At 58.2% G+C, this 16,398-nt stretch carries 18 protein-coding genes; 2 read left to right on the forward strand and 16 right to left on the reverse strand.

The window, feature by feature from the left end; translation table 11 throughout:
• Positions 1 to 3: 3 nt before the first annotated feature.
• From N0B36_RS20820 to N0B36_RS20830, 3 genes are read right to left on the reverse strand one after another with little or no spacing between them, the layout of a single operon-like run.
• On the reverse strand, positions 4 to 945 hold the full coding sequence (locus N0B36_RS20820) for an ABC transporter substrate-binding protein (protein WP_019077849.1): 942 nt from the start codon (positions 943 to 945) through the stop codon (positions 4 to 6).
• 29 nt (positions 946 to 974) lie between these two features.
• Entirely contained in the window at positions 975 to 1,970 is a 996-nt protein-coding gene (locus N0B36_RS20825; protein WP_016155386.1) for an ABC transporter permease subunit, read from the reverse strand.
• Complete coding sequence (locus tag N0B36_RS20830; protein ID WP_016155468.1) at positions 1,963 to 3,486, reverse strand: sugar ABC transporter ATP-binding protein; 1,524 nt, start codon at positions 3,484 to 3,486, stop codon at positions 1,963 to 1,965. The genes N0B36_RS20825 and N0B36_RS20830 overlap by 8 nt, the downstream gene beginning before the upstream one ends.
• Positions 3,487 to 3,600: 114 nt before the next feature.
• On the opposite strand from N0B36_RS20830, the gene N0B36_RS20835 reads away from it, so the two are divergent.
• Together N0B36_RS20835 and yjdP are read left to right on the forward strand one after the other, a co-directional pair.
• Positions 3,601 to 5,865, forward strand: a complete 2,265-nt coding sequence (locus N0B36_RS20835; protein WP_103767214.1) for a hybrid sensor histidine kinase/response regulator — start codon at positions 3,601 to 3,603, stop codon at positions 5,863 to 5,865.
• A gap of 69 nt (positions 5,866 to 5,934) precedes the next feature.
• The gene (gene yjdP / locus N0B36_RS20840) at positions 5,935 to 6,264 is read left to right on the forward strand and encodes a DDRRRQL repeat protein YjdP (RefSeq protein ID WP_016155470.1); all 330 of its coding nucleotides are present in this window, start codon (positions 5,935 to 5,937) and stop codon (positions 6,262 to 6,264) included.
• A gap of 69 nt (positions 6,265 to 6,333) precedes the next feature.
• On the opposite strand, the gene phnP is transcribed toward yjdP, so the two are convergent.
• The 13 genes from phnP to phnD form a co-directional block, all read right to left on the reverse strand.
• Positions 6,334 to 7,092, reverse strand: a complete 759-nt coding sequence (phnP, locus tag N0B36_RS20845; protein WP_016155390.1) for a phosphonate metabolism protein PhnP — start codon at positions 7,090 to 7,092, stop codon at positions 6,334 to 6,336.
• 8 nt (positions 7,093 to 7,100) lie between these two features.
• Positions 7,101 to 7,535 (reverse strand): aminoalkylphosphonate N-acetyltransferase, encoded by a 435-nt coding sequence (gene phnO / locus N0B36_RS20850; protein WP_259688926.1) that lies wholly within the window; start codon positions 7,533 to 7,535, stop codon positions 7,101 to 7,103.
• A complete protein-coding gene (gene phnN, locus N0B36_RS20855; RefSeq protein WP_016155392.1) occupies positions 7,522 to 8,076 on the reverse strand; it encodes a ribose 1,5-bisphosphokinase in 555 nt (184 codons plus the stop codon). The genes phnO and phnN overlap by 14 nt, the downstream gene beginning before the upstream one ends.
• A 2-nt stretch (positions 8,077 to 8,078) precedes the next feature.
• Positions 8,079 to 9,215 carry an alpha-D-ribose 1-methylphosphonate 5-triphosphate diphosphatase gene (phnM, locus tag N0B36_RS20860; RefSeq protein ID WP_016155473.1) on the reverse strand — a complete coding sequence of 379 codons (1,137 nt, stop codon included), beginning with the start codon at positions 9,213 to 9,215 and terminating at the stop codon, positions 8,079 to 8,081.
• The gene (phnL, locus tag N0B36_RS20865) at positions 9,212 to 9,898 is read right to left on the reverse strand and encodes a phosphonate C-P lyase system protein PhnL (protein ID WP_047499592.1); all 687 of its coding nucleotides are present in this window, start codon (positions 9,896 to 9,898) and stop codon (positions 9,212 to 9,214) included. Before phnL ends, phnM begins: the two co-directional genes overlap by 4 nt.
• A 116-nt stretch (positions 9,899 to 10,014) precedes the next feature.
• Positions 10,015 to 10,773 carry a phosphonate C-P lyase system protein PhnK gene (gene phnK, locus N0B36_RS20870; RefSeq protein WP_003844769.1) on the reverse strand — a complete coding sequence of 253 codons (759 nt, stop codon included), beginning with the start codon at positions 10,771 to 10,773 and terminating at the stop codon, positions 10,015 to 10,017.
• On the reverse strand, positions 10,770 to 11,615 hold the full coding sequence (phnJ, locus tag N0B36_RS20875; protein ID WP_200080424.1) for an alpha-D-ribose 1-methylphosphonate 5-phosphate C-P-lyase PhnJ: 846 nt from the start codon (positions 11,613 to 11,615) through the stop codon (positions 10,770 to 10,772). The genes phnK and phnJ overlap by 4 nt, the downstream gene beginning before the upstream one ends.
• Positions 11,608 to 12,675 carry a carbon-phosphorus lyase complex subunit PhnI gene (locus N0B36_RS20880; protein WP_049282265.1) on the reverse strand — a complete coding sequence of 356 codons (1,068 nt, stop codon included), beginning with the start codon at positions 12,673 to 12,675 and terminating at the stop codon, positions 11,608 to 11,610. The genes phnJ and N0B36_RS20880 overlap by 8 nt, the downstream gene beginning before the upstream one ends.
• Positions 12,675 to 13,259: a phosphonate C-P lyase system protein PhnH gene (gene phnH / locus N0B36_RS20885; RefSeq protein WP_003031824.1), complete on the reverse strand. Its 585-nt coding sequence runs from the start codon at positions 13,257 to 13,259 to the stop codon at positions 12,675 to 12,677. Before phnH ends, N0B36_RS20880 begins: the two co-directional genes overlap by 1 nt.
• Complete coding sequence (gene phnG / locus N0B36_RS20890; RefSeq protein ID WP_019077841.1) at positions 13,256 to 13,708, reverse strand: phosphonate C-P lyase system protein PhnG; 453 nt, start codon at positions 13,706 to 13,708, stop codon at positions 13,256 to 13,258. Before phnG ends, phnH begins: the two co-directional genes overlap by 4 nt.
• Complete coding sequence (phnF, locus tag N0B36_RS20895; RefSeq protein WP_047499588.1) at positions 13,709 to 14,434, reverse strand: phosphonate metabolism transcriptional regulator PhnF; 726 nt, start codon at positions 14,432 to 14,434, stop codon at positions 13,709 to 13,711.
• A 20-nt stretch (positions 14,435 to 14,454) separates the two neighbouring features.
• Complete coding sequence (phnE, locus tag N0B36_RS20900) at positions 14,455 to 15,234, reverse strand: phosphonate ABC transporter, permease protein PhnE (protein WP_016155398.1); 780 nt, start codon at positions 15,232 to 15,234, stop codon at positions 14,455 to 14,457.
• 105 nt (positions 15,235 to 15,339) lie between these two features.
• On the reverse strand, positions 15,340 to 16,356 hold the full coding sequence (phnD, locus tag N0B36_RS20905; protein ID WP_016155399.1) for a phosphonate ABC transporter substrate-binding protein: 1,017 nt from the start codon (positions 16,354 to 16,356) through the stop codon (positions 15,340 to 15,342).
• Positions 16,357 to 16,398 lie beyond the last annotated feature (42 nt).

Genomic DNA, 16,398 nt, shown 5'->3' on the forward strand with positions numbered 1-16,398 from the left:
GGGTTATTTCACCGTCCACCCCTTATAGCTGCCGACGTTGTTTTTATCGATCATCGTCACCGGGATCAGTACGGGCTCTTTCGGGGCAGGTTTCCCCTGCAATATGTCATAGCCGATTTCGACCGCTTTGGCAGCCATCACCTGCGGATCTTGTGCAGGCGTCGCCACAAATAGTGAGTTTTCCCGCTTCAACGCTTCTTCAGCGTCTGGTGATCCGTCTACGCCGACAATAAAGAATTCGCTACGTTGTGCCTGTTTTGCTGCCAGATCGGCACCGATCGCCGTAGGATCGTTAATGGCGAATACGCCGTCGATCTTCGGATTCGCCGCCAGCAGCGCGGTCATGATCTCCAGTCCGCCTTCGCGACTGCCTTTGGCGTTTTGGTTATACGACAGCACCTTGATATCCGGGTGGCGTTTAAACTCGGTCTGGCAGCCTTCCACGCGGTTCTGGACGGCGGAAACCGGCGGCCCGTTGATAATGACGACGTTGCCTTTCCCTTTCAGACGGTCGGTAATGTATTTACAGGCCATTTCACCCGCCTGGGTGTTATCGGAAGTAATGGTCGCATCTGCGCCTTCCGCCGCTACGTCAACGGCAACCACCACAATCCCTGCGTCTTTCGCGCGTTTTACCGCTGGGCCGATGCCTTTGGAGTCGGCGGCGTTAAGAATAATCATGTCGACCTTGGCGGCAATAAAGTTGTCGATTTGCGACACCTGTTGTCCCAGATCGTAGCCGCTGGAAACCAGCGTCACTTTAACGCTATCACCCGCCAGTTTGCGTGCTTCCAGCTCCGCGCCTTTGGTGATCTGCACGAAGAACGGGTTGGCCAGATCGCCCACCGTAACGCCGATCGATTTCAGTTCTTTTGCCTGCACAAACGGAGCTGCAGCAAGCAGTGCGCCAGCACAGAGCGCGGTGACTAAGGGCTTCAATCTCATGCTGTATTCCTCGAAGTAAGATGTTGTTGTTATGCACTTTGATGGTGTCGGGTACGGTATTTGTCGATCAGTACCGCTATGATGATCACCGCCCCTTTGATCACCAGTTGCCAGAAATAGGAGACGCCCATCAGCGTCATGCCGTTATTGAGCGTGGCGATAATCAACGCCCCTACCAGCGTGCCGGTGATGGTGCCGATCCCCCCAACAAAGCTGGTACCGCCGAGGATCACCGCCGCGATGGCGTCCAGCTCGTAACCCATGCCTAAGTTGCCGTTGGCGCTGTATAGCCGCGAGGCGCTCATCACCCCGCCAAGACCTGAGAGCACACCGCTCATGCCGTAGACGAACAGCAGTACCAGCCACACTTTGATACCGGTTAAACGAGCGGCCTGCATATTGCCGCCGACCGCATAAATATGAACGCCGAGTGTGGTGCGCCTAAGAATGAACCAGCACATCACCACCACCGCCAGCGCAATGACCACTAGCCACGGAACCGGACCAAGATAGTTGTTACCGATCCACTCAAAGCTGATATTGGAATTGATCACCGTCGTGCCGTCGGCCAGCAGGTAGGCCGCGCCGCGCAGCGCCGTATACGTTCCAAGCGTGACGATAAACGGTGGCAGTCCGGCAAAAGCAACCAGCGCGCCGTTAAACAACCCCAGCACCAGACCGAGCATCAGCGCCGCCGGAATCGACAGCATGGCAAACTCAGGGATCAGCGAAACGACCATAGCCGCGACGGCGGTGGTGCCGAGAATCGAGCCAACCGAGAGGTCGATCCCACCGGTCAAAATAATGAAGGTCATGCCAGCCGCCAGCACGATGTTGATCGACGCCTGGCGGGTAATATTCAGCAGGTTGCTTTCGGTAAAAAAGTTTGGCGCGATAAAGCCAAACACCGCCACTATCAAGATGAGAATCGGCAAGATGCCGACCGTTTGCATCAGATCGCTCATCAGCAATTTTTTCGCGGAGGCGGATTTCGCCACCTGCTGGGGAGTGGTTGGATTATTCATGGGACACCGCCTGGTGATGGGAGTCGTTCACGCCGGTTGCCAGCGTCATAATATTTTCTTGGGTAATACTTTGCCCGTTCAGCTCACCGGCAATGCTGCCTTCCCGCATGACGTACACGCGATCGCTCATACCGACAACTTCCGGCAATTCGCTGGAGATCATCAGGATCGCCACGCCTTTGCGCGCCATGTCGTTCATGATCCGGTAGATCTCGCTTTTGGCGCCAACGTCTACGCCGCGCGTGGGTTCATCGAGGATCAAAATGCGTGGGCCGATCGCGACCCAGCGTGAAATCAGCAGCTTTTGCTGATTACCGCCGGACAGCCCGCCCGCGCGTACCTGGGCGTGCGGAACGCGGATGTTGAGCAATTGGATGGCGTCATCGGAAATAGCCTGCGCCTTTTTGCGATCGAGCATGCCCCAGTTGGCGTCACGTTCCAGCGTCGCCATGGTGATGTTCTCTGCTGCCGCCAGCTCTAAAAACAATCCCTGCTCTTTGCGGTTTTCCGTCAGAAAGCCAATGCCGTGGTCAATCGCTTCGCGAGGGGAGTGGATCACCACCGGTTCACCGTCTACTTCAATCATGCCGCCGATGGCTTTACGCACGCCAAAAATCAACTGAGCCAGTTCAGATCGCCCGGCGCCGACTAACCCGGCAAGGCCGACGATCTCCCCGGAGCGCACCAGCAAACTGCACGGCTGGACTTTATGGCCGTCGGTCAGGTGGTGGACGTTGAGGCGCGCTTTACCTAAGGGAATATCGCGCTCTTTGTTGAACAAATCGCTTAACGGTCGGCCCACCATCATGCGCACCAGTTCAGAGGCGTTGAGTTTGTCGCGGGTCAGGCTGCCTACATATTGCCCGTCGCGCAGGACGCTGACGCGGTCCGAGAGTTCATACACCTCCGCCATGCGGTGGCTAATGTAGATAATCGCCATCCCCTCATCGCGCAGGCGCATGATCAGTTCAAACAAGCGGTGGGTTTCACGTGAGGAGAGGGCGGCAGTGGGTTCATCCATCACCAGAATGCGGCTGTTACGGTGCAGGGCGCGGGCGATTTCCACCTGCTGCTGTTCGGCGATGGTCAACGTCATCACGCGATCGCTGGCCTTAAACTGGGCGCCGAGTCGGTCGATGACTTTCTGCGACTGCATCACCATCTCTTTACGCTGGACCAGACCGCCGCGCGACAGCTCGCTGCCAAGAAAGATATTTTCCGCCACCGTCAGGTTCGGCGCGAGCTGCATCTCCTGGTAAATCAGCGTGATGCCTGCGCTGAGCGCGTCTTTTGGCCCGCGAATGTGAAACGGCTGACCGTCGATCAGGATCTCACCGCTGGTGGCGGTATACGCGCCCGCGAGGATCTTCATCAGGGTGCTTTTCCCCGCGCCGTTCTCACCCATCAGGGCATGAATCTCACCCGGCCAGACCGTTAAATCGACCCCTTTCAGCGCGTAAAATTTACCAAACGCTTTGGCAATGTTGCGCATCTCCAGAACCGGTGTCCTGCTCATAGCGGATCTCCTGTGGGGTGGCCGATATCAGCAGTCCATCACAGGAATGTAAATGCAAAATGTCAGAAGCCGTTCATATTTGTCATATTGCGATTTTTCTTCACGGAGCGTGATATGCCGCAACCAGGACGTCACTTTTTCGCCAGTGCGCGCGGACGATTGCTGTTCTTCAATCTGCTGGTGGTGACGGTCACGCTGATGGTAAGCGGTGTGGCGGTGCTGGGGTTTCAGCATGCCAGTCAAATCCAGGAACAGGTGCAGCAGCAAACCGTTGACGACATGACCGGCAGCATGAACCTGGCGCGGGATACGGCGAACGTGGCGACGGCGGCGGTGCGGCTGTCGCAGGTGGTCGGCGCGCTGGAATACAAAGGTGAAGCGGAGCGGCTGCAGGAGACGCAACGGGCGCTGAAGCATTCGCTGGAACAGTTGGCCACCGCGCCGTTGGCGCAGCAGGAGCCGGCGCTGGTCGAGCGTATTATCCAGCGCAGCCAGGAGCTACAAAGCAGCGTGGAAGGTATGCTGCAGCGCGGGCAACGGCGACATCTGGAACGTAACGCCCTGCTCAGTTCGCTGTATCAGAATCAAAGTTATTTACGTCATCTGCAAAAGCTGACCGGCGCGCAGGATGACGTGCTGCTGGGGCAGATAGACCGCTTAATTGTTGCCGCCATTGAAACACCCACGCCGCGTTCGGTGGTGAAACAACTGGACGGCGTGATGCCCGCGCTGCCTGTGCAAAATAGCAATCCGCTGATTACCAACATCCTCACCGACTTCAACCAGGAGTTGCATAAGCTGGAGCCGCTCTCTTCCGCGCTTGAGCAGAGCGATTTGGCGATCAACTGGTATATGTTTCATATCAAAGCGCTGGTGGCGATCCTCAACAGCGATATCAACCGGTATGCTTCGCAGGTGGCGCTGATCTCCGAACAGCGGGTGGCGCAAAGCCATCAGGAACTGCAATCTGGCGCGTTGTTTATTTTGGTGTTTGCGCTGTTGGCGGTGGTGATCACCGGTTTTGCCGGCTGGTATATCTACCGTAACCTCGGTTCTAACCTGACGGCCATTTCGCGGGCGATGACCCGACTGGCGCATGGTGAATCGGACGTTAGCGTCCCGGCCCTGCAGCGGCGCGATGAGCTGGGCGAGCTGGCCCGCGCCTTTAGCGTCTTCGCCCGTAATACGGCATCGCTGGAGCACACCACCCGACTGCTAAAAGAAAAAACCAGCCAGATGGAAATCGACCGCACCGAGCGCCAGGGGCTGGAGGAAGCGCTGTTGCACAGTCAGAAACTGAAGGCGGTAGGGCAACTGACAGGCGGATTAGCGCACGATTTCAATAACCTGCTGGCAGTCATTATTGGCAGCCTGGATCTGGTGAACCCAGACTCTCCCGATGCGCCACGGGTCAATCGGGCGCTAAAAGCCGCCGAGCGCGGGGCGCTCCTTACCCAGCGGCTGCTGGCCTTTTCGCGCAAACAGTCGTTGCATCCCCATGCGGTGGAGCTGAAAACGCTGCTGGAAAATTTGGGCGAACTGATGCGCCACTCTCTTCCGGCTACGTTGACGCTGGAGATTGAAGCCCAGTCTCCCGCCTGGCCCGCGTGGATTGATGTCAGCCAACTGGAGAACGCCATTATTAATCTGGTGATGAATGCCCGTGACGCTATGGACGGGCAGGCGGGCACGATTAAAATCCGTACCTGGAATCAGCGGGTCACGCGCAGCGATGGGCGTAAGCAGGATATGGTGATGCTGGAAGTTGCCGACCAGGGAAGCGGGATGTCGCAGGAGGTGAAAGCTCAGGTCTTCGAGCCGTTTTTCACCACCAAACAGACCGGCAGCGGCAGCGGGCTGGGGCTGTCTATGGTCTACGGTTTTGTGCGCCAGTCCGGTGGCCGCGTGGAGATTGAAAGCGCCCCTGGGCAGGGAACGACGGTCAGATTGCAGCTTCCTCGCGCGGTTGTGCCGGTGCAGACACCGGTGGAGACAATCGCACAGCACACTCCGACTCGCGGTGAAAAACTGGTGCTGGTTCTCGAAGATGAAGCCGATGTGCGCCAGACGTTATGTGAGCAATTACACCTGCTGGGCTACCTGACGTTAGAGGCCGCCAACGGCGAACAGGCTATGCATATGCTGGCGGCTTCATCCGAGATTGATATTTTTATCAGCGACTTAATGCTGCCCGGCGGTTTAAGCGGTGTGGATGTGATTAATCATGCGCTGGCACATTATCCACAACTGAACATCCTGCTGATTAGCGGCCAGGATTTACGTCCGGCGCATAATCCGGCGCTGCCAGATGTGGCGTTATTGCGTAAGCCCTTCACTCGGGGAGAACTGGCGCAGGCGCTGCGGCATTCGCGTAATTGAGATTCCTCCGCTACCCGCGCAAATACGCTTTGATTACCGTGGGGCGAGTTTCTTGATGAGGCTGGTTTTATGCAACGCTCCGCGACATTCTTACTTTTCACTCTGCTGATGATGACCACCGTATCGGCGCAGGCGGATATTATCGATGACGCCATCGGCAATATTCAGCAGGCAATTAACGACGCCTACAAACCGGACAGCGGGCGGGATTATGACGACTCTCGTGATGAAAGCTGGCAGCGACAGATGAGTGACGATCGTCGCAGGCAGTATGATAATCGCCGCCGCCAGTTTGAAGACCGCCGCCGCCAACTGGATGACCGCCAGCGCCAGCTCGATCAGGAACGGCGTCAGTTAGAAGACGAAGAGCGCAGAATGGAAGAAGATTACGATCGTTAGCGCAATTTTTCGCTGGCAAGGTTATAGGGAGCAGAGACCTGTTAACAAGTGTTTTAGTGCGATGTAAACCTACCTCAGCACAATTTCCATTCCGTCATACCCGGCTTCGAGCCCTGTCGGTAGCGGATTCTCCATCATCCACAAATCAAACTGATGACTGATATGCGTCAGGATCACCCGTGGGCAGCGGATAACCTCGTTCAAGGCGATAACGGTATTTACATCGCTGTGATTGCGCGGCGGCTCGGCGCGCGGGGCGTGGCTGCAGTCGATGATAATCACCTGAGGCTGGTTATTGTGGAGAAACTTCAGCGTCTTGTCGGGAAGTCCGGCGGTATCGGAGAGCCACGCCACGCGGCTGTGCGCGGTCTCCAGCAGATAGCCAAACGTCAGCTTTGAATGGTTGAGCGGGAGTGGCGTCACCTGCAACCCTTGCAGGTTAAACACCACGAATGGCGCGACGGTATGGCTAAAATCGAGGATGCCAGGGTGCTTAAACAGATCGTCGCATCCCTGTTCATCCGGCGGACCGTACACCGGGATAGTCGCCCCCACGCCCCAGCGCAGCGGAAACAGCCCCTGCACGTGATCCATATGGTAGTGGGTGAGCAGAAACTGCTGGAAGCTGCCTGCTGGCCAGTCGTCCATCAGATGCGGGATCCCCGCGTCCAGCAGCGTCACCGCATTGTTAAATTTGACCACCCCGCTACAAGGGCGTCGACGGTATTGCGCCTGTAAGCGTGCTCGTTGGCAGGCCGCACAGTCACAGCCAAATGCTGGCACCAGTTGCGCGCCGCCGGTTCCCGTCAGCGTAATGGTCAGACTCATGGCTCCCCCTACAACGGTTTGGTGAAGCGAAAATGGCTCATGGTATAGCCTTCGCGCTGGTAAAAGCGGTGCGCGTCAAGGCGTTGGGTACTGGTAGAAAGCTCGGTTATTTCTGCGCCCGCTTCGCGCGCGGTGGCTTCGGCCCAGGCCAGTAACTGACTACCCACTTTTAGTCCTCGTGCCTGTGGCATCACCACCAGTTCCTGGATCTCGCCAATCCAGTTGGCGTGGTGCAGATGAAACTGGAGGTGCAGACCGATCAAGCCGACGACCTGTCCGTCGAGCAGCGCCAGCTGGTAGTGCATATTGGGATCTTGCAGATTTGCGGCGTAGCCAGCGCTAAAGGCCTGCAGGTTGAATTGGCCCTGTTTCAACTCACAGATAAGCGCGTAAACCGCATCGGTATCGTATAGCGTGGCGCGGCGTAATTCACAGACAGACATGTTTCTTCTCCTTGCGTCCCATCAGGGTGAGCAGTGTATCGACAGACTGTAGCAAACTTCCATCATTGTTCAGGACGTGGCAGTCATACGGCGTGTAGCGTGCCGCGCGTTCAAGGCGGGCAGCGATTTCCGTTTCGCTCTCCCGCCCACGTGCCTGCAGGCGCTGGCGTAGAATGGCCGGGGAAACCTGTAAGCAAATGGGAAGTAAAGAAGCGCCGTAACGGGCCTGCGCCTGGGGCAGATGCGCGCGCGAGCCATTGACCACCACATCAAAACCGGCGTGCAGCCAGAGGTCAATCTCTACGCCGACGCCGTAATAGAAGCCGTTGGCATGCCAGCTCAGCGCCAGCAGGTTCTGCCCGGCGCGGGTAAAAAACTCTGGTTCGCTGAGGGCAATATGGTTTTCATTCCCTGCGTTGGCGGCGCGGGTGATGTAACGGTGCGCCACCAGCAGTTGCGCAGGTTCCTGCTGGCGAAGTTCTGCCAGTAGACTGTCCTTACCGGAGCCGGACGGCCCCATCAGCCAGATCAGTTTCCCCATAGTCAGAATACCCTTTTGCCCTGACGCCAGACGTGGTCGATATGGATGTGATCGCCTTTGCGATGCGCCAGCACCAGATCCGCGCGTTTACCTTCGGCTACAACGCCACGATCGTCGAGATTTAATGCCCGCGCCGGATTGCGGGTCACCAGACGAATGGCCTGCGGCAGCGTAAAGCGGTTGGCGTCATCGTCCGCCACGCGAAATGCCGCATCGAGCAGGCTGGCGGGGTAGTAGTCGGAGGAGAGAATATCCAGCAGCCCCAGCTCAGCCAGCTTATGCGCCGCCACGTTGCCGGAGTGAGAACCGCCGCGCACGATGTTGGGCGCGCCCATCAGCACGTTCATGCCATGCTGGCGCGAGGCCTCTGCGGCGGCAAAGGTAGTAGGAAATTCGGCGATCACGCTGCCAAGTTGATGCGATTCCAGCACATGATCGCAGGTGGCATCGTCATGGCTCGCCAGCGCTATCTGGCGCTCACGACACATCTGAGCAATCGCTGTGCGGTTGGGTTGCGACCAACGTGCAGCCAGAGCTAACTGTTCTTCTTCGTAGCGGGCCATTTGCTCGTCGGTAAGTGAATACTTGCCCTGATAATACTCGCGGTACTTCTCGCGATTGGCGAACTGACGCTGGCCGGGGGAGTGATCCATCAGCGATACCAGCGTCACCGGCTCACGACCGACCAGTTTTTCAAACAGCGGTAGGGTGGTGTGATGCGGCAGCTCGCAGCGCAAATGCAGGCGGTGCTCGGCGCGATTGACCCCGCGCTTTTGCGTCTCTTCCACCGCGTTGATCATCTTCTCCAGATTTTCCAGACGGTCGCCACCGTCGCGCACATCGCCAATCGCCACCGCGTCCAGCACGGTGGTAATGCCGCTGGCGACCATCAGCGCGTCGTGGCTGCTCATCGCCGAGTGGGCGGGCCAGTCTACCTTCGGGCGCGGGGTGAAAAACTTGTCGAGATTGTCGGTATGCAGCTCGATAAGCCCTGGCAGCAGCCAGCCGCCTTCTCCGTCCATCGCTTGGGCCAGTTGGCTCTGACTTTCGGCAAAGGCGCGGATCGTTCCGCCCTCAATTTCCAGCGATCCTTGCACCACTTCATCTTCCAGCACCAGCTTTACATTATTGATAATCATGCTGTTGTTCCCATCAGGTGCAGGCGATCCGCGACGCGGTCGCGCACGGTTTGATCGTGAAAAATGCCGACAATTGCCGCGCCGCGGGCTTTCGCTTCTTCAATCAATGCGACGACGGCGGCGCTGTTTTTGGCGTCCAGCGAGGCGGTGGGCTCATCGAGGAGTAGAATCGGGTAATCGACGATAAACCCTCGGGCGATATTGACGCGCTGCTGTTCGCCCCCGGAAAACGTCGACGGCGCCAGATGCCACAGCCGCTCCGGCACGTTCAGGCGGGTAAGCAGGTTAGCCGCTTTGGCTGCGCACTCCTCGCGTGACACGCCGAGATCCAGCAGCGGCTGCATCACCACATCCAGCGCAGAAATCCTTGGGATCACGCGCAAGAACTGGCTGACCCAGCCGATGGTTGAACGGCGAACTTCCAGCACTTTACGCGCCGGAGCCTGCACCAGATCGACCCATTCGCCGCTGTGGCGGATGTGGATGTGTCCTTCATCCGGCAGGTAGTTGGCGTACAGCGAACGCAGCAACGTGGATTTGCCGCTGCCAGAGTGACCGTGCAGCACCACGCATTCGCCGTTTTTAACTTCCAGCGTGGCGTCTTGCAGCACCGGCAGACGCACGCCGTTTTGCTGATGCAGTACAAAGGTTTTACTGACGTTTTCAACGCGAATCGCGTTCATTTTTAGCCTCTTTAAGCATTTTTGCGTTCGATTGCCTGATGGCGCTTCGCTTATCAGGCCTACAACCGATGCCGATCCGTAGGCCGGGTCGCGAAGCGCCACCCGGCAAGACAAAATCAGTTTTGCAAAACAGATGACACCAGCAACTGGGTATACGGATGATGCGGATCGTCGAGTACGCGGTCGGTTAACCCACTTTCCACCACCTGACCCTGCTTCATCACCAGCAAACGGTCGGCCAGCAGGCGCGCTACGCCCAGATCGTGGGTGACAATAACCACTGCCAGATCCAGTTCCACCACCAGGCCGCGCAGCAGGTCCAGCAGTTTGGCCTGTACGGAAACGTCCAGACCGCCGGTGGGCTCGTCCATAAACACCAGTTTGGGATGGGTGACGAGGTTGCGGGCGATCTGCAGTCGCTGCTGCATGCCGCCGGAAAAGGTGGTTGGCAGGTCGTCGATACGCGAGGCCGGGATCTCCACTTCCTCCAGCCAACGCTGCGCGGTGGCACGAATGTCGCCGTAGTGGCGCGCCCCGGTGGCCATCAGGCGTTCGCCGATATTGCCGCCAGCGGAGACCTGACGGCGCAGGCCATCCAGCGGATGCTGATGCACCACGCCCCATTCGGTACGCAGCAGACGGCGACGGTCGGCCTCGTTCATGCCGTACAGCGAACGGTTCTGATACAAAATCTCACCGCTCTGTGGCGTTAGCCGTGAAGAGATCGATTTCAGCAGCGTGGTTTTGCCGGAACCGGACTCGCCGACGATACCCAGCACTTCGCCAGGCCACAGGTCAAAAGAGACATCGCTGAAGCCCTTGCCCGGCGCGTAGAGATGGGTCAGGTTGTTGACTGAAAGCAGCGGTTGCGTCATTTGCTGAGGGCCTCACTCTGTTGGCGGCAGTAGTCGGTGTCGGAGCAGACAAACATGCGTTTGCCGGTGTCATCGAGCACCACTTCATCGAGATAGCTGTGGGTTGAGCCACAGATGGCGCAAGGCTCATCCCAGCTCTGCACGGTAAACGGGTGATCGTCGAAATCGAGGCTTTCCACGCGGGTGTAAGGTGGAACGGCATAGATGCGTTTTTCGCGGCCTGCGCCAAACAGTTGCAGGGCCGGCATCATGTCCATCTTCGGATTGTCGAATTTTGGAATTGGCGACGGGTCCATGACGTAGCGGTCGTTGACCTTCACCGGATAGGCGTAAGTGGTGGCGATATGGCCGAAGCGGGCGATATCTTCATACAGTTTCACCTGCATGATGCCGTACTCTTCCAGCGCGTGCATGGTGCGGGTTTCCGTTTCGCGCGGCTCGATAAAGCGCAACGGCTCGGGGATCGGGACCTGGAAGATAATGATCTGGTCTTCCACCAGCGGCGTTTCCGGGATGCGGTGACGGGTCTGGATCAGCGTCGCGTCTTCCGTGCGCTCGGTGGTGTTCACCCCGGTCACGCGTTTAAAGAAGTTGCGAATCGACACGGCGTTAGTGGTGTCATCCGCGCCCTGGTCAATTACCTTCAGCACGTCCGGCTCGCCAATCACGCTGGCGGTGAGCTGAATACCGCCGGTTCCCCAGCCGTAGGGCATCGGCATTTCACGTCCGCCAAACGGTACCTGGTAACCGGGGATCGCCACCGCTTTCAGAATCGCGCGGCGAATCATGCGTTTGGTCTGCTCATCAAGATACGCAAAGTTGTAGCCGGAGAGGTTAGTGATCACGGGTGGCCTCCTGTTGCAGGCGTTTGAGCAGTTCCAGCTCGGCCTGGAAATCGACGTAATGGGGAAGTTTGAGGTGCGAAACAAAACCCGCCGCCTCGACGTTATCCGCATGCGCCAGCACGAACTCTTCGTCCTGCGCCGGTCCCGTGACCGCTTCATCGTATTCGGCTGCCTGTAGGGCGCGGTCCACCAGCGCCATCGCCATCGCTTTACGTTCGCTCATGCCGAACACCAGCCCGTAGCCGCGGGTAAAATGGGGGGATTCGTTTTCTGGCGCGACAAAACCGTTGACCATTTCACATTCGGTCATCAGCAATTCACCGACGTTCACCGCAAATCCCAGCTCTTCCGGTACGGTTTCCAGTGCCACATAGCCGCTGCGAATTTCGGCGGCAAACGGGTGATTGCGCCCGTAGCCGCGTTGGGTGGAGTAGGCCAGCGCCAGCAGATATCCCTCATCGCCGCGCATCAGTTGTTGCAGGCGTGAAGCGCGTGAACAGGGGTAAACCGGTGGCGTGCGGGTGATGTCGTCGGGCGTGGCACCATCATCCTCTTCACGCTTTGCCAGTCCCTGGTTGGCCAGCAGGGAAAAGACGTGCGGAGAGGCGTCCTGCGCGTCGTCTGCGCTGCGCAGGGGGGGCGTTTCGCCATTGGCCAGCAGGGTAAAATCCAGCAGGCGATGGGTGTAGTCATAAGTGGGACCTAACAACTGCCCGCCGGGAATATCCTTGTAGACCGCAGAGATTCGGCGCTCAAGGCGCATTTCTGCACTGTTAACCGGTTCGCTGACCGCCACCTTTGCCAGCGTAGTGCGGTAGGCGCGGAGCAAAAAGATGGCTTCGACGTTATCGCCGCTCGCCTGCTTCAGCGCCAGCGCGGCCAGTTCGCGGTCGGCGATGCCGCCTTCGGTCATCACCCGGTCGACGGCCAGGTTCATCTGTTGTTCGATTTGCGCCACGCTCAGTTCAGCAATGGTCTCATCGCCCCGGCGTCGGTTTTCCTGCAGGGCGTGGGCGTTGGCTATCGCCTTTTCGCCCCCTTTGACGGCGACGTACATCAGCACACCTCCACATGGGTAGTTCGCGGAATAGCCAGCAGGCGTTCGCCGCAGGTGAGGATCAGGTCGACCCCCAGCGGGAACGGATGCGGGCGTTCGGTGAGTTCGTGAATCAGGCATTCCGGTAGCTGTGGCGCGATCATGCGCTCTTCAGCGATACCGGCGCCGGTCAGACGCAGCATGCGTCCACCGCTTAAGCCAGAGACTTGCACAATCAGCGTGGCGCTGGTTTCTGGCGCGACGGCGGAACCGGCGGAGAGGGCGTTAAGCTGTTCGCTGCTGATGCGTTCGTCGGCGACGGCAAAGGCCGCCAACTGCGGCTGATCCACCAGCGGCGCGTTGGTGTGAAAACGCAGATTCTGCCGGGCGATATCGTTATCCATCGACGGCGCAAGCCAGACCGGCGTGTCGCCATCGACCAGGGTCAGTAGCACGCTGGTGGTTGCCAGGCCCAGTGGCTGCCAGCCGTGTTTCAGTTGATGCAGGGCGACGATCACGCCCGGCTCACTCATGGCCTTCAGCAGGCGACGAAAGCTCTGCTGAGCATCCTGAACGGGTAAATTAAAAGCGGTTTGTAAGGTCATGCGTTATCTCCGCGTACCAGCGTGAAGAAGTCGACCCGGCTGGCGTTGACTTCGGCACGGCGCGCGCTAATCAGCGCATCGCGTTCCGCTTCCAGCGGGGCAATTAAGGTTTCCATTAGGCTCTGGAAATGCGTTTGTTCCTGCAGCAGCGCGTCAATGACCGCGCACTGCTCGGCGTGTTGTTTGTTGCGTCCCAGCAGGTAGCTGTAGCCCAGTGTGCCGCTCTTCAGGCGTACCACTGCGCGGGTAAGCGTGGTATCACCAGCAAAGAAGCGGTTGCCGGTGCCGCCCATGCGAGCCTGGAGCTGCATCAGTCCGCTTTCCGGTGCGCGGATAAGTTCATAGTCTGGCGTCAGTTTGAGCGCGTGGATGCGGGCGTTCAGGGCATCGGCATTGCTGTAAGCCAGCGCGCGCATCCAGCGCTGGCGGGTAGCGGTATCGAAATGCATTCAGTGCTCCATAGTGAATTCGATCATGTCGGCGCGGGTCAGGCTGACGGAGTATTCCGCCGCGTGTTCTTCGCCTTCACGGTGGTTCAGGGTGCGCACGCACAGCAGCGGCGCCATATTGGGGATTTCCAGCACTTTGCTCTCTTTAGCCTGTGCGCGGCGGGCGCTGATGCGCGTTTGTGTGCGCAGGAGCGTCAGACCGGACTGTTCGCGCAGGTAGTCGTGCAGTGAGCCGTTGTTAAAGCCCTGCAGCAGCGGCCATAGACTGAGGTCGGAAAAATAGTGGTCGATCTGGCACAATGCGATACCGTTTACCCGGCGCAGGGTGCGCAGATGAATCACGTTATCGCCCTCGTTAATGCTGAGCGCATCGGCAATGTGACTGGAGGCCGGGCGCAGCACCGCCAGCAGTTTTTCGCTGGTGGGGTGGCTGCCCTGGTCCAGCAGGTTCTGGCTAAAGCGCGCCTGGGCATTAAGCGGGTAATCGAATGGGCGCATCAGCACCAGTACGCCGACGCCCTGGCGACGCTGGACCCAACCACGCTCAACCAACTGGTCAATAGCGCGGCGCAGGGTGTGGCGGTTTACCTCGTAGCGCGCGGCAAGCTGATGCTCGGCGGGCAGATAGTCACCGCAGCGATAATGATGACGAAGCTCCTGCTCAAGTCTCGCGGCAATTTCCTGATAACGCGTTGGATAACTGGTCGGATGTGTAGACAAGTGCATAGCAATCAATGCCTCGCTAATCAGATAAAGTGCTTACGCAAACGCTGGGAAAGGAAATCCAGCAGGCTGACGGTGACGATGATTAACACCATCAGGGCGCAGGTTTGCTGGAACTGAAAGCCGCGAATCGCCTCCCATAAAGTCACGCCAATACCGCCCGCCCCCACCATTCCGACCACCGTGGCCGAGCGAACGTTGGATTCAAAGCGATACAGCGAGTAGGAGATAAGCAGCGGCATGACCTGTGGCAGAACGCCGTACAGAATCTCTTCAATTTTGTTGGCCCCGGTGGCGCGAATGCCTTCTACCGGACCTGGCTCAATGGCTTCTACCGCTTCCGAAAGCAGCTTGGAGAGCACCCCGGTGGTGTGGATAAACAGTGCCATTACCCCGGCGAACGGACCTAAACCCACGGCGACCACGAACAGCATGGCGAAGACCATTTCATTGATGGCGCGGCAGGCGTCCATCAGGCGACGCATCGGCTGGTAAATCCACCACGGTACGAGGTTATCGGCGCACATCAGGCCAAAGGGAATCGACAGCACAACGGCGAGGGCGGTACCCCAGACGGCAATTTGCAGGGTGACGGCCATTTCACCGAGATAGTCCTGCCACTGACTGAAGTCTGGCGGAAAGAAGTCGGCAGCGAAGGTCGCCATATTGCCGGAATCCTGGATCAGCGTGAGCGGAGCCATTTCGGCACCTTTCCACGAGACCACCAGCACGGCGAGAAGAATGGCCCAGCTCAGCAGTGAGAACCAGCTACGTTTGGGCGGGGCGACGGTGATGGTTTGCATGTTTAGCTCCGTGCGTAGGTTTATCGCCGGATGGCAGCGCTTGCGCCTTATCCGGCCTACAGAACATCGTCTGCCCGGTAAGCGAAACGCTACCGGGCATCAGGTTTACTGCACCGCTTTAGTCACGCTGGTCATGGCGCCCAGGGCGGCGGTCAAACGGTCAAGGTCGTCGAGCTGCGCTTTCAGCGCCGAGGTTTTGCTGGTTTTCTCTTCCTCGTTCAACCCTTTGTTGCCCTTCACGCCCTGCATCTCTTTAAACAGCGCCAGTTGGCGAATCGGTACCAGTTGCAGGTCGCTGGAGGCACGGAACGGTGCCCATCCCAGGCGTTCCAGTACGGTTTTCTGTTCCGGCGTTTTGCCGTAATTCATAAAGAAGTCGTACACCTTGTCCTTGGTGGTTTCGGAGAGGTTTTTGCGCCAGACGATCGGATCGCCCGGGATCAGCGGTGACTTCCAGATAACCTTCAGCTCTTTCAGTTTTTCCGGCGCGGAGGTTTTCAGCTTGTCGAGGTTTTCAGTGTTGTTGGTGGCGACATCGACCTGTTTGTTGGCGACGGCCAGCGCGTTGGTTTCGTGTCCGGCGTTAACGGTGCGTTTGAAGTCGCTGGCGGAGATGTTGTTTTTGGCGAAGACGTAGTAACCGGGGACGAGGAAGCCTGACGTTGAGTTGGGATCGCCGTTGCCGAATGTCAGATCCTTACGTTTGGCGATCAGATCGTTCAGGTTGTTGATCGGACTGTCTTTGTTAACGATCAACACGCTCCAGTATCCCGGGGAGCCGTCGGCAGCGACGGTTTGGGCAAACACTTGTCCGTTAGCGCGATCTACCGCTTCCATTGCCGAGAGGTTGCCGTACCAGGCGATATCAACTTTGTTAAAACGCATTCCCTGAATGATCCCGGCGTAGTCCGGGGCGAAGAAGGCGTTCACTTTCACGCCCAACGATTTTTCCATGTCCTTCAGGAACGGTTCCCACTGTGGCTTCAGGTTTTGCTGTGATTCGGTCGAAATAATGCCAAAGTTCAGCGCTTTTTCTTGCTCTTCGGCCTGCGCCGGGCTGAACAAGGTGCTGATGCTGAACATGCTGGTAAAGGCCAGCGCGGCAACGGTCTTATAGCTCATGTTGTTTCCTTAATTAGTCTTTGTTCCAGGCTATTTCACTTG

It is taken from the genome of Citrobacter sp. XY323 (assembly GCF_025106035.1).
Classification (GTDB): domain Bacteria; phylum Pseudomonadota; class Gammaproteobacteria; order Enterobacterales; family Enterobacteriaceae; genus Citrobacter; species Citrobacter braakii.